At 59.2% G+C, this 19,704-nt stretch carries 18 protein-coding genes; 7 read left to right on the forward strand and 11 right to left on the reverse strand.

Going from position 1 to position 19,704, the window contains the following annotated elements; genetic code table 11:
* The 6 genes from C3Y91_RS38475 to C3Y91_RS28180 all read right to left on the reverse strand — a co-directional run.
* The coding region (locus C3Y91_RS38475; protein WP_168576088.1) for an acetyl-coenzyme A synthetase N-terminal domain-containing protein at positions 1–160 on the reverse strand (160 nt) is incomplete at its 3' end.
* A gap of 150 nt (positions 161–310) precedes the next feature.
* Positions 311–1,645: an NAD(P)/FAD-dependent oxidoreductase gene (locus tag C3Y91_RS28160; RefSeq protein ID WP_018068446.1), complete on the reverse strand. Its 1,335-nt coding sequence runs from the start codon at positions 1,643–1,645 to the stop codon at positions 311–313.
* 225 nt (positions 1,646–1,870) lie between these two features.
* Positions 1,871–2,749 (reverse strand): ABC transporter permease, encoded by an 879-nt coding sequence (locus C3Y91_RS28165; RefSeq protein ID WP_020397318.1) that lies wholly within the window; start codon positions 2,747–2,749, stop codon positions 1,871–1,873.
* Positions 2,750–2,781: 32 nt separating this feature from the next.
* Positions 2,782–3,732: an ABC transporter permease gene (locus tag C3Y91_RS28170; protein WP_024323560.1), complete on the reverse strand. Its 951-nt coding sequence runs from the start codon at positions 3,730–3,732 to the stop codon at positions 2,782–2,784.
* Between the two features lie 71 nt (positions 3,733–3,803).
* Complete coding sequence (locus C3Y91_RS28175) at positions 3,804–5,474, reverse strand: peptide ABC transporter substrate-binding protein (protein WP_018068443.1); 1,671 nt, start codon at positions 5,472–5,474, stop codon at positions 3,804–3,806.
* 57 nt (positions 5,475–5,531) lie between these two features.
* On the reverse strand, positions 5,532–7,175 hold the full coding sequence (locus C3Y91_RS28180) for an ABC transporter ATP-binding protein (protein ID WP_018068442.1): 1,644 nt from the start codon (positions 7,173–7,175) through the stop codon (positions 5,532–5,534).
* 217 nt (positions 7,176–7,392) lie between these two features.
* On the opposite strand from C3Y91_RS28180, the gene C3Y91_RS28185 reads away from it, so the two are divergent.
* Positions 7,393–8,061 carry a FadR/GntR family transcriptional regulator gene (locus C3Y91_RS28185; protein ID WP_018068441.1) on the forward strand — a complete coding sequence of 223 codons (669 nt, stop codon included), beginning with the start codon at positions 7,393–7,395 and terminating at the stop codon, positions 8,059–8,061.
* Between the two features lie 150 nt (positions 8,062–8,211).
* Here C3Y91_RS28185 and C3Y91_RS28190 read toward each other — a convergent pair whose 3' ends face one another.
* Positions 8,212–9,081, reverse strand: a complete 870-nt coding sequence (locus C3Y91_RS28190; RefSeq protein WP_018068440.1) for a LysR substrate-binding domain-containing protein — start codon at positions 9,079–9,081, stop codon at positions 8,212–8,214.
* A gap of 107 nt (positions 9,082–9,188) precedes the next feature.
* On the opposite strand from C3Y91_RS28190, the gene C3Y91_RS28195 reads away from it, so the two are divergent.
* From C3Y91_RS28195 to C3Y91_RS28220, 6 genes are all read left to right on the forward strand, one after another.
* The gene (locus C3Y91_RS28195) at positions 9,189–10,397 is read left to right on the forward strand and encodes a four-carbon acid sugar kinase family protein (protein WP_130676707.1); all 1,209 of its coding nucleotides are present in this window, start codon (positions 9,189–9,191) and stop codon (positions 10,395–10,397) included.
* The gene (pdxA, locus tag C3Y91_RS28200) at positions 10,394–11,368 is read left to right on the forward strand and encodes a 4-hydroxythreonine-4-phosphate dehydrogenase PdxA (RefSeq protein WP_018068438.1); all 975 of its coding nucleotides are present in this window, start codon (positions 10,394–10,396) and stop codon (positions 11,366–11,368) included. The genes C3Y91_RS28195 and pdxA overlap by 4 nt, the downstream gene beginning before the upstream one ends.
* A gap of 11 nt (positions 11,369–11,379) precedes the next feature.
* Positions 11,380–12,108, forward strand: a complete 729-nt coding sequence (locus C3Y91_RS28205) for a nitronate monooxygenase family protein (protein WP_024323562.1) — start codon at positions 11,380–11,382, stop codon at positions 12,106–12,108.
* 78 nt (positions 12,109–12,186) lie between these two features.
* On the forward strand, positions 12,187–13,365 hold the full coding sequence (locus C3Y91_RS28210) for a DSD1 family PLP-dependent enzyme (RefSeq protein ID WP_024323563.1): 1,179 nt from the start codon (positions 12,187–12,189) through the stop codon (positions 13,363–13,365).
* The gene (locus C3Y91_RS28215) at positions 13,365–13,790 is read left to right on the forward strand and encodes a RidA family protein (protein ID WP_168576089.1); all 426 of its coding nucleotides are present in this window, start codon (positions 13,365–13,367) and stop codon (positions 13,788–13,790) included. The genes C3Y91_RS28210 and C3Y91_RS28215 overlap by 1 nt, the downstream gene beginning before the upstream one ends.
* Before the next feature lie 19 nt (positions 13,791–13,809).
* On the forward strand, positions 13,810–15,132 hold the full coding sequence (locus C3Y91_RS28220; RefSeq protein WP_018068434.1) for an NAD(P)/FAD-dependent oxidoreductase: 1,323 nt from the start codon (positions 13,810–13,812) through the stop codon (positions 15,130–15,132).
* 34 nt (positions 15,133–15,166) lie between these two features.
* On the opposite strand, the gene C3Y91_RS28225 is transcribed toward C3Y91_RS28220, so the two are convergent.
* The 4 genes from C3Y91_RS28225 to C3Y91_RS28240 form a co-directional block, all read right to left on the reverse strand.
* A complete protein-coding gene (locus C3Y91_RS28225; protein WP_018068433.1) occupies positions 15,167–16,441 on the reverse strand; it encodes an NAD(P)/FAD-dependent oxidoreductase in 1,275 nt (424 codons plus the stop codon).
* A gap of 63 nt (positions 16,442–16,504) precedes the next feature.
* Positions 16,505–16,981, reverse strand: a complete 477-nt coding sequence (locus C3Y91_RS28230) for an Lrp/AsnC family transcriptional regulator (protein WP_018068432.1) — start codon at positions 16,979–16,981, stop codon at positions 16,505–16,507.
* Between the two features lie 64 nt (positions 16,982–17,045).
* A complete protein-coding gene (locus tag C3Y91_RS28235) occupies positions 17,046–18,374 on the reverse strand; it encodes an aspartate aminotransferase family protein (RefSeq protein ID WP_130676708.1) in 1,329 nt (442 codons plus the stop codon).
* Between the two features lie 95 nt (positions 18,375–18,469).
* Entirely contained in the window at positions 18,470–19,627 is a 1,158-nt protein-coding gene (locus C3Y91_RS28240) for a phosphotransferase enzyme family protein (RefSeq protein ID WP_168576090.1), read from the reverse strand.
* Between the last annotated feature and the right edge of the window lie 77 nt (positions 19,628–19,704).

A 19,704-nucleotide genomic window follows, 5' to 3' on the forward strand; every position in this document is an offset into this window, starting at 1 on the left:
CCTTGGTATAGGGCTTGAACCAGTCGATCCGCTTGCCGTGCTTGCCCCAGAACTTGTCCGGGTTCTCGACGCTTTCCTCGTACCATTTCAGGTACTTTTCCCTGTCTATGAATGCTCGCTGCCGGACAAGGCGCGGCACGGTGTAGCGCTCGAGGACCACTGTTTTGCTCCCTATGATTGGCTCCTGAAAACGATCCCGCTCGACAAGAATCTGGAGACCTGTTCTGTCTGATTGATATCCCGACCCATGTCGGTCCGAGGCCCGTTTATCGGCACACCGACAGCAGCAGTTTGGACTGCAAATCAACCGTTACATCATTTCCGGTCGTCTGATCGCCGAGCCATCGCTGAACCGGCTCAGCCTGTAGGGTGAGATGTCGGTGATCGGGGTCTCGTTCATCACGATCTCGCTGACCAACCGGCCGGCACCCGGTCCTATGGCAAAGCCGTGCCCGCTGAACCCCGCAGCAATCACGTAACCCGGCAATTGCTCCACTCTTGAAATAACGGGGACGAGATCTGGCGAAGTATCGATGAGCCCTCCCCACGCGCGTTCGACCCCGATTCCCTTGAGTGCGGGGTATTCGCTTTCAAGGTTCTTCAATGCGAGCTTCACGAGTTCCCCGTCGGGCGCGGGATCTAAAATTCGGTTTTTTTCAAACGGCGAGATTTCATCGTTCTCCCAGGTACTGAAAGCATCGGGCCCATTCCAGAAGCTGCTGCTCAGACGGTACTTCAGCTTCTTCCCAATCTTGCTGCGGTACATCTGATAGAATTTGAAGGCGTATCGCATCCCCCTCGGAGTGAGGTCGAGCGTACCACGTCCGGGTACGGCGATCGTGTAGGCGCCATCTGTCCGACGTCGCAACACGAAGTTTGAAGCCGAGAGGCACCCCGCTTGAATGATTTCGGGCGCGGGAGTCGTCTTAATTGCGGTGCCGGAGATGTTTGCGACCGGAAGCTCGATACCATATCGATGAGAAAACCGCGAAGCCCATGCTCCACCAGCGCAAACAACGGTGCCAGCTTTCACAAGTCCTCGCTCTGTCCACACGCCTGTTACCCGGCCTTCGGTAATGTCAAGGCCCCGAACGGCGCAGTTTTGATGGAGCGATACGCCGCTTTCCTTCGCGGCCTCAGCGATGGCAGGCACAGCAAGACTTGGCTCAGCTCTCCCATCGGTCGGAGACCAAACGCCGCCGACCCACGAGGATGTGCCACCCGAAGCCCGATTATTGGCCTCGGACGCACTCAGTATCTGGCTGTGGAATCCTTGAAGGCGCGCAGCCTTACCCCACGTTTCCCACCGAGCAACATCAGCCTCGTTCTTCGTGCAGTAAAGTATCCCGCTTCGACGAAACCCAAGATCGCGACCGATCTCGGTGCTCAGTTCCTCCCAGCGCCGCAGACTATACGTGGCAAGCGCAAGTTCATGGAGGTCGCGGTTCTGCTGTCGGACCCATCCCCAATTGCGGCTTGACTGCTCGCCGCCAACGATACCTTTTTCGAGAAGAGCAACGGACACCCCCTTGCGGGCGAGCTCATAGGCCGTGCAGGTACCGACGATCCCCGCCCCGATGACAACGACGTCGACCTCGGTTGGAAACGAAAAGCTGTCACTTACTTTCTGAACTTCGACCGGCATAGACCCATTCCTCTGGCATCGTGCGCCGGCATCTCCGACAGGCACGTTTGAACCCTCAACAATCATCCGTGGCAACACGCAAGGTTTCCAACCCATCAGGGATAGCGATGAAGTGAATCTGCTACGCCGTCCTTACGCCTATGTCATCGGCAGAAGCCTATTCGACATCCTAGTGCCGATGGCTTTGCGTTAGACCGTCGTCATCTCGCCTAGGATGGTGTTCTCTCAGCTGTGATCACCGCGAACATCGAGCGCGTCGCGCAGCCCGTCGCCGATGAAATTGAAGCTGGTTACAGCGATCGTGATGGCGGCGCCGGGAATGATCGCCAGCCACGGTGCGGTCTCCAGATACTGCTGCGCGCCATTCAGCATGTTGCCCCAACTGGGAAGAGGCGGTTGAATTCCATAACCGAGGAAGCTGATATAGGCCTCCATCAGGATCGCCCGGGCGATGGTCAGGGTGGCCGCGACGATGATCGGACCTATGGCATTGGGAAGGATCTCTCGGAACATGATGTGCGTTGCGCTCAATCCCAGCATGCGGCCGGCCAGCACGAATTCACGCTCGCGCAGGGAGCGGACTTCGGCCTCGACAATTCGGGCAACTTCCATCCAGCTCGTGGCAGCAATAACGACGGTAATCATGATCGGGCTCGGCTTAAGCGCAGCTGCAAGAGCAAGCACGAGGAAGATGGATGGGAAGGACAGGAAGCCATCCACGGCACGCATCAGCACCGTGCCGACCAGGCCACCTCTATATCCCGCCACCACGCCTACAAGGGTCCCGATCAGCGTCGACAGCAGCATTGCCGAGAAACCGACCAGGAGCGAAATCCGGCCCGCCATGAACAACCGGGCGGCCAGATCCCTTCCCAGCGGGTCGGTACCGAGATAATGCCGGCCGGTCAGCGGCGGAGCGAAGCGGGCGCGCAGATCGATATAGAGCGAATCGTACGGCAACAAGTGGGGTCCTAAGACGCATGCCAGCGTCAGGAGAGCGATCATCACCATGCCGATGAGGGCCAGATGGTGGTTCATGAAACGGTGCGCAGATCGGCTGTTCCACCAGCGCTCCCGGGGCGAATTTGCGGCAATGGCAGTCATGATGGCTGACTCCTGATGAGCGTTTAAGGCGCTTAACTCAGACGGATCCGGGGATCGATGATGGCGACAACGATGTCGGCGGCGAGGTTGCTCACTACGACAAGGATCGCCGAGAACATGAGCAATCCCATCACCACCGGGTAGTCACTGTAGCCGAGGCTGTCGAGGAACAGGCGGCCCATTCCCGGCCAGGTGAATACCGTCTCTGTGACCAAAGCACCCGTGAGGACGCTGGGAAGCTGCATTCCCGCGAGCGTGATCATCGGCAGAAGCGCGTTTCCGATGACGTGTTTCATCAGAATGCGGCGCTCGCTCAGTCCTTTGGCGCGGGCCGTCTTGATGAATTCCTGATTGATCACGTCGAGAGTAGCCGATCGCATGTAGCGGCTCCAGATGGCCACATGCACCAGCGCAAGCACGACGCTGGGCAGGATGAGATGGTGAAGATAGTTCAGAACGGACTCGTCACCGATCGTGTACATGTTGCCGGCCGGGAGCCAGCCAAGTCTGAGCGAGAATACGTAAATGCCAATCAGTCCGAACCAAAAAGTCGGGATCGAAAGGGCCACCATCGCACCGACCGTCGCCATGTAATCGAAAATCGAATAACGCTTTATGGCGCCGCGAACTCCGATCCACGTACCGATGGCAATCGCGATGACGGTAGACGATCCCATCAGCAACAGCGTTGCCATGAGGTGTCGACCGATCACGTCGAGGACTGGCGCTCCGTCGCGAAAGGAGTGGCCCCAATCTCCTTTCAAAAGGCGCCAGGCCCAATCCATGTACTGGATCCACAGAGGACGGTTCAAGCCCAACTGCTCCGTCAGTCGGTTCAGGTCATCCTGCGTCATGCTCGCATCCAGCCCAAATTGTGCTAGGGGCCCACCCGGGATCAGGTTTAGGACCACGAAGCCGATGACGGAAACGATCAGAAGCAGTACAAGGCTCTGAGCGAACCGGTTAAGTAGGAAGCTACGCATTGAGCTCTCCCTGTGATAGCGCCAATAGAGGCCGCCGCCGCAACGCGCGGCAGCAGCGACGTTAGGTTAACTCAGCTCTTCCAGTGCCAGCCGGCAGCATGCCATGATGCCGTGCGCGTGTTCGTATTCGGTTGCCAGCCTTCAAGGCCTTCCTTTGTGCCAACCACATAGGTGGCGGCAAACAGGGGAAGAAAAGGAAGGTCCTGACGCACGATTTCCTGGATACGGTGATAGATTTCACGACGTGCTTCCGGATCGAAGGTCTGGGCACCCTTCTTGAGCAGCGCATCCACTTCCGGATTGGAATACTGGCCGACATTCGATCCCTTTCCACCCTTCGCGGCAATCGCGCTGCTGGCAAGACGGTTGGTGGCGTCGGGATCCGCGGCAATCAGATGCGTAACGCCCGAGATCGCCGTGTCGAACTGTGACTTCAGCCAGAATTCACCAAACATGACGGCAGCCGGCAAATTCGAGATGGTCATCTGGACGCCAATTTCCGCGAATGTCTGCTGCAGGAACTGCTGCACCTGCTCGCGGAGATTGTTGCCGGATGTCGTTGAGTTGTTGAACGCCAGCTTCACTCCATTCTTCTCACGAATCCCATCCGACCCCGGCACCCAGCCGGCATCGTCGAGGAGCTTGCGTGCTGCGTCCGGATTGTATTCCTGCGCCGGAAGGTTCGGATTGAAATAATACGACTCCTTCGGCATGAAGGTTTCCGTCGTTGTCACCACGCCGAAATAGAGGGCGTCGATGATCGCCTTTCTGTCCATTGCAGCATAGAGTGCCTGACGCACCGCAAGTTCCTTGAACTGCGGCCGCTCAAGATTCAGATAGAACGACTCGACGGAGGCACCAGGCACCAGGCTCACCACCCGACCCGGCAACTTGCTAGCCTCGTCGTAGTGGTCGGACGTGATGTACGCCTGGTCTGTGAGATCGATATCGCCGCTCTTGAACTGGGTGTAGAGTACCGTCTGGTCAGGAATGTATTTGAATATGACCTGTTCGACATACGGACCGTCGCCAAAATAATCCGGATTCGCCGCCAGTTCGAGATGGTCGCCGGCCACACGCTGGCTCCACTTGAAGGCGCCGGTGCCAATGGGTGCCTGATTGAAGGCCGCTGCGTTCGGATCAGGCTCCTTCTCGAGAAGGTGCTTCGGCACGATGAAGGTTTCGGTGAGAAACGACAGGTAAGGAGCGAAAACCTGCTCCATGCGCCAGGTGATTTCCGTTGGCGAGACCACAGTGAGGTCGCGCACCAACGAATGGCCGCCCGTACGCCAGGCGCGGAATTTCGGATTGGTGATCAGTTCAAGGGTGAACTTCACGTCCTCAGCCGTGAAGGGATTACCGTCATGCCAGTGCACATCGTCACGCAGGCGGACGCGCCAGTTCAGGCCATCCTCCGAGATGCCGCCGTTCTTCTGCGTGGGAACCTCTAGCGCAAGATTGGGCTGGAGAACGCCGCCTGGATCCATGCGGAAGAGGGCGTCGAAGAGTGAGAAGTGGACCGCATCGTCCGTTTCGATATGGGCCATCAGCGGATTGAAGACGGTCGGTTCCTGCGAAAGCCCGACCACGACGCGACCCGCAGGCTTCTTGTCGGCGGCCCGGGCAATGTCAGGCTTGCCTATCAGGTTGGGAGCGGCAAAGCATGCAATGCCGCCGGCTGCCATCAGGCGCAGTGCGTCGCGCCGAGAAATGTTGCTTTTGGTCGTAGAGTCATTTGTCATTTTATTCCCTCTCTTTTGCTTATTAGGCAGCGACTGCCAGGGGTGAATTGAACCTTCTCAAGTGCCTCTCCGTCGTTCTCCCGGAATTGCAGCGACAAGTTCACGGGTGTAGTCCGATTGCGGTTTCAGGAAGATCTGAGACGGCGGGCCGCGCTCGACGACCCTGCCCTTCTGCATCACTGCGATTTCGTCACAGATCTGACTGGCGACACGAAGGTCATGGGTGATGAAGATCATTGATACGCCCGTCTCGCGCTGGATTTGGTCAAGCAGCTTGAGGATCTGGGCCTGGATCGACACGTCAAGCGCGGAGACTGCTTCGTCGGCAATCAGTAGCTTAGGCTTGAACATCAGGGCCCTGGCGATGCCGATGCGCTGGCGCTGCCCACCCGAGAATTCGTGCGGGTAGCGGCCGAAGGCGCCGGCATCGAGACCGACGTGGGAAAGCAACGCACGGGCCTCTTCGCGCGCCTGCACGTAGGGCATACCATGTGCGACAGGCCCGACTGTCAGTATTTGACCAATCGTGGATCGCGGATTGAGCGAGGCAAAAGGATCCTGAAAGATCATCTGAATTCGAGGGCGCAGCGGCCGGAACTCGGATTCCGAAAGCTTGACGATATCCTTGCCCTCAAACAAGATCTGACCGCTGTCGCTGTCCTGAAGCTTGATCAGAAGCCGGCCCAGCGACGATTTTCCGGAGCCGCTTTCGCCGACAATGCCGAGGGTGCGGCCCGTAGCCAACGTGAATGAGGCGTCCTTCACCGCAGGCACGACACGCTGGCTACCGAACAGCGCGCTGCCACTGCGATAGGTCTTGCACAACCCATTGACCGTCAGGATCGTCTCGTCGCTCGTCTGCGCCTTGAACTTTCTGTCTTCGCCCGTGAGGTGCGGAACGGCTGCGATCAAGCGCTTAGTGTAGGGGTGGCTGGGGGATTTGAGAACCTGATCGACGCTCCCCTGTTCGACAATCCGCCCCTTCTCCATAACCACGACGCTGTCGGCAATTTCAGCCACAACACCGAAGTCATGGGTGATGAACATGACGCTCATATCCTTGCGACGCTGAATGTCACGGATGAGCTTCAGGATCTGCGCCTGCGTGGTGACGTCAAGGGCGGTGGTTGGTTCGTCTGCGATCAGAATGGTCGGCTCAAGGGCCAGCGCAATAGCGATCATGACGCGCTGCCGCTGGCCACCGGAAAGCCGGAAAGGATACTGGTGGTACATCAGCTCCGGATCAGGCAGGCCGACTTCGGTCAACAATTCAAGGGCGCGCGCACGCCGCGAGGCCTTGGTGCCCACTCCATGGGCCGCCATCACTTCAGCGACTTGGTCGCCGACCGTCATCAGCGGGTTAAGCGCCGAAAGCGGATCTTGAAAGATCATGGACACGACACGGCCACGCAGCTGGCGCAGCTTTTTTGCCGGCGCGCCGACTATGGTGGTTCCATTGAGATTGATCGCGCCCGATGAGACCGGAATGATCTTGGGCAAGAGCCCCATGATTGTGTTTGCAGTCACCGACTTGCCCGAACCAGACTCACCGATAATGCAAAGGATCTGACCACGCTTGAGGTCGAACGAGACATTTTCGACGGCATGGGCCCGTTCCATGCCTTTCGGCAGGTCGACAGTGAGGCCGCGCACCGTAAGCGCTGCGTCGCCCGCTGTAACGGCCTCTGTCATAACGGCCATCGGTCTATCTCCTTTATCTACGCAGCGTCTCGATTGAAATTTTGTCGCCGATTCATGCATGCTGCCGCACAATCTCTTCGAGCAGGTGCACAGCTCCTGGACTCGACACCATTCGCTACCAATCGGCGTTGGTTCGATGATCAATATAAGATTGGTATTGCCATTGGTGTCAATATAGATCAAATTGGTTTCGCAAAATAATTATTGTGGAGGTCACATGAGCGTGGTGTTGAAAGATTTCATTGAGGCGGAAGGCCTGGAACCAGGCGATCGCCTGCCCCCCGAACGTGACTTGGCGCTGAAACTCGGGCTGCCGCGTACCGCCCTCAGACGGATGCTCAGTTCGTTGGAGAAGGAAGGCCGCCTTATCAGGCACGTTGGCAGAGGCACCTTTATCGCCGGCAGCGGCGTAGGCTCCAGCGCCCTTCGCCGGCCGGCAACCAATGAAGGAGACACATTGCGCACCTATCCGGCGGAAGTGTTTGAGGCCCGACTGATCATTGAACCCAAGATCGCTGCCTTGGCAGCGTTACGGGCGACAAGGCAGGAAGTCGAAGAAATGCAGAAATCAATCGCACGAGGCAGCACGTCGGAATCTCTAGTTGATTTCGAGAAATGGGACGCCGTCTTTCATCGCATCATCGTCCAAGCCGCTCGTAACGGTCTTCTTGCCTCGCTCTATGAAGGCATTCACGCAGTACGGGCGGGAAACCTCTGGGGAAAAATGAAAGAACAGTCGCTGACCTCTGAGCGCATGGCGACCTATATCGTCAGCCATCAGGCGATTCTTGACGCCATCAAAGACCGCGACAGCAGAGAGGCCGAGCGAAACATGTACGACCATATCATCGAAGCCAGAGCAAACATACTCGGCCCCAGCATCTGAACTTGGTCAGAGCGATTGGTATGTTAGGCACGGCGTCGCGTTGTCCGCTGCGGCCGTCTTGGCTGCGATCTCCACCATGTCGCTCCTCTAGCCACACTATCTCTCACGTAGCGGAGCATCCGCCTCAAGCTACTGACCAGACTGCGCGCTTCAGGGACCAAACTGCCGTCGAATCCAGGAAAGGAAGTTACGTTTCCTAGCATCGCCTTCGAACGGGAGGCGGCTCAAAAGGATGTAGCTGTATCCGTTGCCGGAGTAACCCCGCGGCGCCACCAGTTGCCCACTTTCTACAGCATCGGCTACCAACGGCTCTGGACCGATTGCAGCACCTAAGCCAGCGATTGCCGCCTCAATGCTCAGATAAAAATGTTCGAATACCTGGTTCCCGGGTGGATTTGGATCTGCGAGCTGATTGTCGGCGATGTATCGCGCCCACGCGTCTCGCCGCGTGGCCGCATGAATGCGAGGCAAGGAGAGAATATCATTGCTGTCGGAAGCCAACAGGCGTGGCGCGCATACGGGGCCGACACGTTCTTCGACGACCGTTTCCACAAAGAGCTCCGGCGACCAGCTAAAATCGCTTCTCCGCAGCGCTAAATCAATATGATTCCTGTCGAAGCTCACCGGACCGCCAGCGGCCAATACATGAACCTCGACATCTGGATGAAGTGCATTGAATTGTGGGAGGCGAGGGATCAGCCACCGCTGCGTGAATGTCGGCTCGCATGAGACCACCAGCGGCGCCGAACCGCCAACTCTTATTTCCTCGCAACAATCGCTGATCTGGCGAAGCACCTCACTCATCGTACCAAGGAGGCGTCGCCCTGCGTCGGTGAGGAAAACGGCCCTGTTTCTTCGTTCGAAAAGATCTACTCCAAGGTCTTCCTCCAGTAAGCGGATTTGCTTGCTGATGGCGCTGTGCGTCACAAACAATTCATCGCCGGCGCGCCCGAAATTCAAATGACGTGCAGCGGATTCAAAGGCTCTCAGTGCGGATAATGCAGGGACTCGTGCGGCCATATCTGTGACTTGAAGTTACGGATTTCTGTCAGAATTCATCGTTTTTTTGTCAGAAGCAATAGCGCTAATAGTCTTTCGTCACATTGAGAACCGACGGGAGAGCGATTTTGAAGGTAGGAATTCTCGCCGACGATCTGACGAGCGCAACGGATGGCGCCGCGCCATTCGTGAGCATGGGGCACAGATGCTTTGTCTTCAACGATTATCAGCCATCGTCTCTGCAAGATGCTGCGATTATCTCCCTGAACAAGGCAAGCCGGGCAGGATCCATTGAGGACGCTGTCGATCGGGCGACGCTGGCAGCAAAAAGCCTGGCGTCCGCGGAGATCCTTTACAACACGGTGGATTCCACCATTCGAGGCCACGTCGGAGCTGAAGTATCTGCTGCACGTGCGGCATCCGGTCGGGCTGTTGCAATCGTCGCTCCGGCCTTCCCAGCGGGCGGGCGAACGACTGAAGGAGGGCGTCAGCTTCTGCGTGGCGTGCCGTTGGAGAAGACCGAATTTGCGATGGACCCGCTGCATCCTATAACAGACTCTCGTCTTCGGGCTCTGTTCCGGGATATTCCAGACGCGGAAGTGCGTTTTCTTGGGCTTGAGGAAGTTCGCGCATTAAAGTCCGGCGAACTTGTCGCGAATGGCAGCAAGTTACTGATAGCCGATGCAGCAACCCAGGACGACCTGGCACTGCTGGTGAAATCGGCGGCCGATCCTAAGTCCATTCTTTGGTGTGGTTCTCCGGGACTGGCGACTGCGTTGGCGGACTATGTTGGCCCCGCTGACATCGCACCGTCGACCCCCACGGCGGCGCTCAATCTCTTCGTCATTGGCAGCGTCAACCCTCTGAGCCGCGAGCAATGCTCAAGGCTGATGAGCACTGGCAACGTGCGCCAGATCGTGGTCGACGCCGAGCAGGCGTCTCACTCTCCCCGTCTCGCGGCCGAAAGCGCCGTTGCGCAATATAGCCAATCTGGGTCTACCCGAGATGTCATTCTAACAACGTCTGAGCGCGGCACGCCGGCCGAGCCTCGATCCATCGCAATCGCTCTTGGCCAGGCGGTCCGCATGCTTCTGGAGCGTAATCCCGTGACCGGGCTCTTCGTGACCGGCGGCGACACTGCCGAATCCGTCTTGGGCGTACTTGAGATTGGTTCGCTCGAACTTTTGGGCGAGATCGAGCCTGGAATTCCGGTCGGACGTACGAGCGGATCGCATCCCATGCACATCATCACAAAAGCGGGCGGCTTCGGTTCGTCGAACGTGCTGCTGAAATCAGCCGAATTGCTTCGGGGCCTCTGGCTTGGAGAAAAGAAATGAAGAAGCCTATCGGAATAACCATGGGCGATCCTTGCGGGATCGGCCCGGAAATCGTCGCACGCATTTTTGCGGACGGACTGCCTGAGCACGCGCTGGTGATCGGCGATGCCAAGGTGATGGAGCGTGCTGTCCGAGCCCTCGATCTTCCGCTTCAGGTGCAGCCCGTCACTTCCGTCGATGAGGCTGTCCCAGACCGCAAGCTCATGGCCGTTCTCAACGTTTCGGATCTACCTGACGATTTGCCGATCGGTCAGGTGGATGCGCGCGCTGGCCGCGCCAGCTACGACTATGTTGTGAGGGCGATCGACGAAGCGCTGGCAGGCAACATCAGGGCGATCGTTACCGCGCCGATCAACAAGGAAGCGATGAAAATGGGGGGGCTCAATTATCCCGGCCATACTGAAATCCTTGCAGAACGGTCGGGGACCGACAAGTTCGCGATGATGCTGGCAAACGACGAATTGCGTGTCATCCTGGTCACGATCCACGTGTCGTTGCGAGACGCCATTGACCTCGTGACGCAGGAATCTGTGCTCAGGACGATCGAATTGGCGCACAGGGCAGGTAGGGCATATGGCATCGCCTCGCCCCGCATCGCCGTCGCCGGCCTCAATCCCCATGCCGGTGAAAACGGCATGTTCGGACGCGAAGATCTCGACATTATCGCGCCGGCGATCAGCCGGGCCCGGGAACTTGGAATAAACGCGTCCGGTCCATGGCCAGGAGACACTATTTTCATGCGAGCCCGCAGAGGCGAGTTCGATATCGTCGTTGCGCAATATCACGACCAGGGCCTCATTCCGGTCAAGTATCTCGGCATCGACAGCGGCGTCAACGTCACCATCGGCTTGCCCTTCATCCGGACCAGTGTCGATCACGGCACCGCATTCGACATCGCGGGCCAAGGTACGGCCGACCATTCCTCACTTCGCTACGCCTTCGATCAGGCGCTGCTTCTCAACGCAATCTAGGAGTGCTTTCGATGCCCCAGACTTCTCCCGACTTCATATTTATGTTGACCAACCAGGACCGCACTGTTGCCGACGCGGCCGAGCGCCTCCAGGATGTGCTTGCCGCCGGCATCAGACATGTGGGGTTCAAGGATATTGGCCTGCCATTCGATAAACTCTTGGGCCTTGCTTCGGCAATCAAGGCGGGGGGTGCCACGCTCTACCTCGAAGTGGTCAGCCTCGACGAAGAGAGCGAGCTACGATCCGCGCAGGCCGCGGTCGAGCTTGGCGTCGACATCTTGATGGGTGGCACCCGACCACATGTCGTTCTCCCAGTTATTGCTGGGCGAAACATGGGGTACTATCCGTTCCCCGGCAAGATTGTCGGTCATCCGAGCAAGCTCGAAGGGACGATCGACACAATTGTGGAAAGTGCCCGGCATTTGACGGCGATCAACGGTGTCAGCGGTCTGGATCTGCTCGCCTATCGCTTCGGCGGCGATGTCGAAGCGCTGATGACGCGGGTGTGCGAGGCCGTGGCCAAGCCTGTGGTCGTTGCCGGATCGATCGACAGCCCTGAAAGGATGGCGGCGGTCGTACGGTCTGGTGCTGCAGGCTTTACCATCGGAACGGCGGCTTTCAATGGCGCTTTTTCCGGCAGTGCCGATCTGCGATTGGAGATCGAGGCGGAGATCAACGTTCTTGAGCGGATTCAAGCTGACGCTGGCTGGATTGCACCATCAGAATTAACGCGTACCTGAATCGAACCTTCACCAATCATTAATTGCCGTCTTTACGATTGGGCGACAAGATGAGTTTCGAAATTGGAGACCCGACAAATGGATCTAGCGACGTTCGCCCCCTCCCCTGGCTTGGCAGCAACGACCACTCTTGAGGCGCTGGAAACGCCCTGTCTGGTTCTGGATGCGGACCGGATGGACCGCAATATCAAGCGGCTCAGGAACCGGCTCGATGACCTCGGCGTGTCGCTGCGACCGCATCTGAAGACGGCGAAGTCGATTGACGTGGCCCGGCGGTTGATGAGTGCGCCAGAGGGACCGGCAACCATCTCGACGCTGAAGGAAGCGGAGCAGTTCGCGGCCGCTGGCGTTCGCGACGTGATCTATGCGGTCGGCATCGCTCCTTCAAAGCTCGCGCGTGTCACCGATCTGCGCGCCAAGGGCGTCGATCTCGTGGTGGTATTGGATACCGTCGAACAGGCGCAGGCGGTTGCCGAGGCGTCCCGAGACGCCGGAATGCGGATCCCAGCCATGATCGAGATCGATTGCGATGGCCACCGCTCGGGTGTTGTGCCTGGCAATCACACGCAGTTGCTGGAGATTGGGCAGACGCTGGCGGCAGGCGCGGAGCTGCGTGGCGTTTTGACCCATGCCGGCGATAGCTACAAAGGTGGAGACGACGAGGCGCAGCAGCGCTATGCGGAGGCGGAGCGGTTGGCCGTTGTTGAAGCCGCCCAGCTTCTTCGTGGTGCGGGTCTGCCGTGCCCGGTCGTCAGCGTCGGTTCGACGCCGACGGCCCATCATGCGAAGGATCTAACCGGCGTGACCGAAGTCCGCGCCGGGGTGTTCGTGTTCTTCGATCTGGTGATGGCAGGCATCGGCATTTGCCAGGTCGATGACATCGCGCTCAGCGTTCTTGCGACGGTTATCGGACACCAGCGCGAGAAGGGTTGGATCATAACCGATGGCGGATGGATGTCTTTGTCGCGGGACCGCGGCACCAGCAGGCAGGCCATCGACCAGGGTTATGGCCTCGTCAGTGGCATCGACGGCAATGCCTACCAGGACATCATCGTTGCCGACGCGAACCAGGAGCATGGCATCCTCGCCGTGCGGCCCGGCTCGAACGCTCGCCTTCCCGATTTGGCGATCGGAGACCGGGTGCGGATCCTGCCGAACCACGCATGCGCAACCGCTGCGCAGCACCCCGTCTATCATGTTGTCCGCAGTGGCTCGCATGCCGTTGAGGCTTGTTGGCCGCGCTTCGGGGGCTGGTGATGTCGAAGGTCATAACCGTAAACACCGATCGCGCGCCCAGCCCTGCCGGTCATTATGTCCAGGCCAAACTCGCGGGCCAGCATCTATATATATCAGGGCAGCTCCCGATCCGGCCGGATGGGGCGCCGCTTTCCGACGATAGCTTCGAGACGCAGACGGGGCAGGCCATCGACAACATGCTGGCGGTCCTGGAAGCCGCAGGCGGAACCCCGGACGATCTCATCAGGGTGACCGCCTACATCGTCGGCGTCAGCAACTGGCCGCGCTTCAACCAGGTTTATGCAGCGCGGCTGGGAGAGGCGCGCCCGGCGCGCACCGTGGTTCCGGTGCCCGAACTCCACTACGGCTATCTCGTCGAGATCGACGCGATCGCCGTGCTCGCGCAAGACGCTCCTGCGCGGCAGGCAGAAAACAGCTCCGACTAATCAATTCAGGTCAGCCACGATGTCACCACTTCTCAAAAGCATACAGAGCGATCAAGAGCTTCCCGCGAAGGCCGACGTCGTCGTCATCGGTGGCGGCATTATCGGTGCGTCGGCGGCATTTTTTCTCGCAGAGCGGGGGCTCTCTGTTGCCTTGGTCGAGAAGGGCTATATCGGCGGTGAGCAGTCCAGCCGAAACTGGGGCTGGTGCCGCCGGCAGAACCGCGATGAGCGCGAACTGCCGCTCTCGGGAATTTCCATGCAGGCGTGGGACCAGTTCGCAGCCAAAATCGAGGAAGACGTCGGCTTCCGCCAATGCGGTCTGTTCTATGCGACGGACAACCCGCAACAGCTGGCGGAATGGGAACAATGGCTTGATCTTGCCCGGCAATTCAACGTCAATACCAGGATGCTAACTGCCCGGGAAGCGCATGACAGAATTCCCGCGCAAGGCCGCCGCTGGATCGGCGGCGTGCATTCAGTCGATGATGGCAAAGGCGAACCCTCCATTGCAGCGCCGACCATCGCGAATGGTGCCCGCAAGTTGGGAGCGACTATCCACCAGGAATGCGCTGCACGGGGTCTCGATATCGTCAATGGTGCAGTTGCTGGGATCATCACCGAAAAAGGGATCATCAGGTCGCAGGCCGTTCTGAACGCCGGCGGTGCGTGGACCTCCTTGTTCTGTCGCCAGTACGGCGTGCAGTTCCCGCAGGCATGCGTGCGCCAGACTGCAATTCGTACACGACCCACAACCAATCTCGGAGAGGCGATCTATACGCCTGAGTGCTCGCTGACCCGCAGGTTGGACGGCAGTTACACGCTTGCTATCAGCGGTAGGGCGACGTTGGATATCACGCCACAGGGCCTGCGCTACGCGCGCTGGTTCATGCCGATGTTTCTGAAGCGACTGAAAGCGGTCCAGATTGGCGTTGGCAAGTCCATGTTCCATGGACCGGAAGCTTTGGCGAGCTGGAACAAGGATACGCCTTCGCCTTTCGAGCAAATCCGTGTTCTCGATCCAAGACCGAGCCGCCGGACAATCGCCGCTATCCTGAAGGGCGTCACCGAGCAGTTCCCGGCGCTTGCGGGTATCGAAATCGCTGACAGTTGGGGCGCGTATGTGGATTGCACACCGGACGCAGTACCCGTTGTCTCGGCGTCTGATCATGTGAGCGGCCTTTATTTGGCCGCGGGCGGTTCCGGCCATGGCTTTGGCATTGGCCCGGGCATCGGCCGCCTCGCCGCTGATCTGGTTGCTAACGATAGGCCTTGCGTTGATCCCACGCCCTTCCGGCTGTCGCGCTTCTTTGACGGCTCCCGAGTCGAGGTCGGCGGGCTCTGATCATGGCGGACGACGAGGGTAGGACAAGAAGTCCCTAGCCGACGCTGTCCAGCATCTTGTAATACATGCCGACCAGCGGCAGGAACCAGGGGGTTCCGAAGTGCCCCGGGACGGCCGGCCATTCGAGCCCCTTCATCGGATTGCGGTCAGGCCGGCCGAGGATCGCGTCGGCGACCAGCATTCCGAGATGGGTCGAAAGCTGGGCGCCATGGCCGGAGTAACCCATGGCGTACCAGACGCCGTCATGACAGCCGGCGCGCGGGAACCGATCCTTGGTTATGTCGACGAGCCCGCCCCAGCAATAGTCGATCTCGACACTGGCGAGTTGCGGGAAGATTTCTGCGAGGCTTGCCTTTAGGGTCGCTGCGATCTTAGGGTCCGACCCGTGGTCGGAAGTTGCCGAGAAGCGCGCGCGGCCTCCGAAGATAAGCCGGTCGTCGGGCGAGAGCCGAAAATAGTTGCCGATGTTCTTCGATGTGACGCAGGTGCGGTTGCCGGGCATCGTCGCCGCGATCTCCGCTTCGGTCAGCGGCCGCGTGGCAATGATGAAGCTGCCTACCGCAATGATCCGGCGCCGAAAATAGCCGAAGGTCGAGGGGGTATAGGCGCCGGTGGCAATAAGCACCGCATCGGCGGTGACGCTGCCGCGGCCGGTTTTCAGATGATGACGGCGGTCCGCCTGCCGATGGCCCGTGACGGCCGCGTTCTCGAAGATCGTCGCGCCGTGACGCTTCGCTGCCTCGGCGAGCCCTATGACGTAGCGACCCATATGCATCATCGCGCTCTTCTTCGAGAGCATCGCGCCGTGGAAGGGCGAGCCGATTTCCTGCTTCAGGTCGTCTGCGCTTAGCAACGCCGTGTCCGGATCGACTTCGGCGTGCACGGCTTCGAAGTTGCGCGCGATCGCTTGGAAATGCTGGGGCTTGGAGGCGAGCTTCAGCTTACCGGTGCGGCGGAAGCTGCAATCAATTCTCTCGTCTTGGATTAGAGCCTCGATCGTGTCGATCGAGTCGTCCAGCGCCTTGTAAAGCGCAATCGCGCGCTCCTTGCCAAGCTCCGCCTTTGCCGCCAGATAGCTATGCGCAAGTCCGTTGTTCAAGTGACCGCCATTGCGGCCGGAGGCGCCCCAACCCACCGCCTCGGCTTCCAGAACGACGACTTTGGCACCTGCCTTTGCGAGCTGCCGGGCGGCGCCAAGACCGGTGAAGCCGCCGCCGACCACGGCGACATCGTAATGGCCATCGATCGGACCCTCTTCGGCCCCGGCAAAAGCCGGAGCAGTGTCGTGCCAGTAGGATAAGAACTTCATGGTGGCGCGCCTTGTCTCTAGAGATTGGATCGCCCGAAGAAAGGGCGAGGAGTTTATCGGAGCCTATGGTTGAAACAGTTTCGTCAGCGGCAGTTGCGCCCTGCGGATCGGCGATTTCAGCACGACGTAGCTGAAATACTTGTCAATACCGACGTCCAGCTCAATCAGCCGCTCCATGATCTCCTGATATTCGCCTATGCCGGTAGTCACGAATTTCAAGAGATAGTCGTAGCCGCCCGAGATCACATGACACTCGATGAGTTGCTCGATCTTCTCGATAGCGGCGAGGAAGCGCGCAAAATCGGTCTGCCGGTGGTTCTTCAGCGTGACCTCAGTAAACACCAATAGCGCCTGCCCCAACTTGGCGACATTGATCTGCGCCGTGTAGCCTTCGATATAGCCCTCCTGCTGCAGCTTCTTGACGCGCATGAGGCAGGGGCTCGGCGATAGGTTGACAACCTCAGCAAGCTCCACATTGGTCATTCGACCATTCTGCTGCAGCACGTGCAGGATCTTGATGTCTGTCCGGTCGAGTTTCATGGACTTAGCTTTCGGTGATAAATGGAACGATCCGGGTCGGCTGCCGAGGCGGTCGATGTTACACCTACGCAACGACCTTCCTGAGCGCGGACTCCATGGCTTCGAGAAACCGATCCACGTGCTCCTCCTGACAAATCAGTGGCGGCCGAACTTTCAGCGTATCCTCGTTGGCGCCAGTCGTGCTGATAAGAACGCCATCTTCACGCACCAGGTTTACAATCTCCAATGCCATGGCACGCCGGCTGGCCTCTCCCGTTCCATCCAGCCCGATGTCGATGCCGAAGAACAGACCGGCATTTCGAATGCCGCGGATACCGCCGTGCAGCTTAGCAAGATGCTCCAACCCCATTTTCAGGCGTTCGCCCATGGCATGCGCATGCTCGGGGATGCGATCTCTGTGCAAAATGGTCAGGACGGCGTCAGCAGCCGCGATCCCGACGGTATTGCCGCCGAAAGTGTTTGAGTACCGGGCAGTCGCGCCAAAGCGAGCCATCGGTGCCTTGCGACCAACAACCGCGCCGATTGGAAATCCATTGCCCATAGGCTTGCCGAGAGTGACGAGGTCAGGCACTACTTCGTGACGCTCAAAACCCCACATGTGTGTGCCCGTCCGTCCAAATCCTGGCTGAACTTCATCGGCAATCACGAGGCCACCTGCTTCCCGCACCGCTTTAACTCCATCGGCGATGAAGCCAGGAGGGTCAACCCAGACGCCGTCGCTGGAGAAAATCGTGTCGATGAGAAGGGCCGCGATGCCTATCCCACGCCGGTTCAAATCAGCGATTGCGGAGCGAACCTGTTCTTCAAAGAACGCCGCAGCTTGCCGCTCGGGTATGCCCGAGGGACCGTGCAACGACACCATGCGCACGGCAGGGCTGAGCTTGATGGCATCGCCCAGATTAGGCGACACCATCGCGGTGGCCGTACTGGTGCCGTGATAGGCATGGGAAGAGACGATCACGCCCTCGCTGCCGCTGGCCAGCCTTGCAATCCTGAGTGCCAGGTCGTTCGATTCGCTCCCCGTGCAGGTAAAGACAACGCGGTTCAGTTCCTGGGGAAAGGTGGCCACAAGCCGTTCGGCATAGTCGACTAGCCTCGGTTCAAGATAGCGCGTGTTTGCGCTAATTCGGCTGGCTTGTTCTGCCATGGCAGCGTTGATCTCTGGGTGACAATGCCCGAGAGAGGGCACGTTGTTGTAGAAATCGAGATAGGGACGTCCGTCCGGATCGAAGAGCCACATGCCCTCGCCCCGAACGAAATGAACCGGCCGGCGATATTGGAGCCTGTAGGAAGCTCCCAATACGCTGTCGCGCCGGGCGATCAGCTCAGACTCCCGGGGGGGAATTGTGGCTTCCCCGGGGGTGAAGCGGTTGGGCATGAGATCTGTGGACATAGCTTTGATCCTGCTTAAGTTTCCATCCGCGAGAAGGTCGCGGCTTACCGTCCTGATGACCAAGGCGAGTGACGCAACGTTTAAGTGCGGCCGGGCTAAGGTCCTGCGCGACGCACAGCCACATCGGCCTCCCCTACGCTTAACGCCGATAGGATAGAGAGCCCGCGTTCGGCCCTGGCCACGTTTTTCTTGATATATGCCGCCTCGGCCGGAAACAGCTCGGCTCTCCAGTAGTTGATGAGGATGAGGGCGCTTTGGCGCGCCTTCATCAGTCCGACCAGCAGTTTCGCCTCAAGCGTGGAAAGCGGAGCCACCGAAGTATAGCCGGCGATGAGATTTTCTGAGCCGCCGAGAGCCAAAGATGGGTCGGTTACCAAGTGGCTTGCAGCAACCACGAGATCCTGAATCCGAGGACCCCAGCAGCCATCGCCGAAATCGATGAACGCGATACCCTGACCGGCCAGGAGCGTGTTGAAAGGGCTGGGGTCATTGTGCGTGACCTGCCATGCTACCTCGCGCAGTTGCGGCTTGATGAGCTCGACATAATTGCCCATGGCAAGACGCACTGAGGCCGCGACAGGCTCTGATTGCAGATGCTCCTCCAGTTCCAATAGCCTCGGCCAGCATCCGACATGCCAAAGTACCGGGCGATGCATGGCGGGCAGCTTCAGAGGCTCGAGCGCCAAACTGAGCCTGCCAAGCGCCTGGCCGACCCGGTAGCGGACGTCCGGAGTTGCGTTCACCTGGTGCAGCGGCACCCCTGAAAGTCGGGTCTGCAGGTAGCCGCAAATCTCCTCCTCTTCGAACATCAGCGTACCGGCGCCGGTACGCAGCAGATGAGGTGCTGCGAAACCGGAAGCGCCTTCCAGCCCTGCAAGGGCCGCAACCTGGAAGCGGAAACTGTCTCGTCCTTCCGGCCGCGCTGACGTTTTGAGGATCAACCGATCGCCGCTCAACAGAGTGACCTCGGCGGTACATTCCACTTCCGAGGACAGAACCCTGATCGTCCCCGTCAAACCGTAGTGGCGCAGTAGCAGCTCACCGGACACGTGCGCATCGGCAGGGCTCGGCTTAGTCCCCAGAATAGCGGCAGCGCCCCTGAAATATGCTTCGGTGAATGGCTCGCCGAACGACTGGTTGCCGTCGAGATGACCCGCGCCGTCGTCTGGAACCGTATCGTTACAAGCACCCACGATTGAGACCCTCGCACTGTTTGGAGCCGGACGGCAATGGTCAAAAACGACCGTCCGCATGGCATCCAGTCCGCTGCGGCCAACCTCCGTGAAGGATGGCGATGCTACTGAAGGCGCTGGAACCACTGTCCCCGCCT

The organism is Rhizobium ruizarguesonis, from assembly GCF_012349115.1.
Classification (GTDB): Bacteria; Pseudomonadota; Alphaproteobacteria; order Rhizobiales; family Rhizobiaceae; genus Rhizobium; species Rhizobium ruizarguesonis.

Bases quoted from the DNA above. Each gene is read 5' to 3' on its own strand.
- C3Y91_RS28175 (WP_018068443.1), bottom strand. From the start codon at position 5,474: ATGACAAATGACTCTACGACCAAAAGCAACATTTCTCGGCGCGACGCA.
- C3Y91_RS28190 (WP_018068440.1), bottom strand. From the start codon at position 9,081: ATGGCCGCACGAGTCCCTGCATTATCCGCACTGAGAGCCTTTGAATCC.
- C3Y91_RS28185 (WP_018068441.1), top strand. From the start codon at position 7,393: ATGAGCGTGGTGTTGAAAGATTTCATTGAGGCGGAAGGCCTGGAACCA.
- C3Y91_RS28160 (WP_018068446.1), bottom strand. From the start codon at position 1,645: ATGCCGGTCGAAGTTCAGAAAGTAAGTGACAGCTTTTCGTTTCCAACC.
- pdxA (WP_018068438.1), top strand. From the start codon at position 10,394: ATGAAGAAGCCTATCGGAATAACCATGGGCGATCCTTGCGGGATCGGC.
- C3Y91_RS28210 (WP_024323563.1), top strand. From the start codon at position 12,187: ATGGATCTAGCGACGTTCGCCCCCTCCCCTGGCTTGGCAGCAACGACC.
- C3Y91_RS28215 (WP_168576089.1), top strand. From the start codon at position 13,365: ATGTCGAAGGTCATAACCGTAAACACCGATCGCGCGCCCAGCCCTGCC.
- C3Y91_RS28225 (WP_018068433.1), bottom strand. From the start codon at position 16,441: ATGAAGTTCTTATCCTACTGGCACGACACTGCTCCGGCTTTTGCCGGG.
- C3Y91_RS28240 (WP_168576090.1), bottom strand. From the start codon at position 19,627: ATGCGGACGGTCGTTTTTGACCATTGCCGTCCGGCTCCAAACAGTGCG.
- C3Y91_RS28205 (WP_024323562.1), top strand. From the start codon at position 11,380: ATGCCCCAGACTTCTCCCGACTTCATATTTATGTTGACCAACCAGGAC.
- C3Y91_RS28180 (WP_018068442.1), bottom strand. From the start codon at position 7,175: ATGGCCGTTATGACAGAGGCCGTTACAGCGGGCGACGCAGCGCTTACG.
- C3Y91_RS28235 (WP_130676708.1), bottom strand. From the start codon at position 18,374: ATGTCCACAGATCTCATGCCCAACCGCTTCACCCCCGGGGAAGCCACA.
- C3Y91_RS28220 (WP_018068434.1), top strand. From the start codon at position 13,810: ATGTCACCACTTCTCAAAAGCATACAGAGCGATCAAGAGCTTCCCGCG.
- C3Y91_RS28165 (WP_020397318.1), bottom strand. From the start codon at position 2,749: ATGACTGCCATTGCCGCAAATTCGCCCCGGGAGCGCTGGTGGAACAGC.
- C3Y91_RS28170 (WP_024323560.1), bottom strand. From the start codon at position 3,732: ATGCGTAGCTTCCTACTTAACCGGTTCGCTCAGAGCCTTGTACTGCTT.
- C3Y91_RS28230 (WP_018068432.1), bottom strand. From the start codon at position 16,981: ATGAAACTCGACCGGACAGACATCAAGATCCTGCACGTGCTGCAGCAG.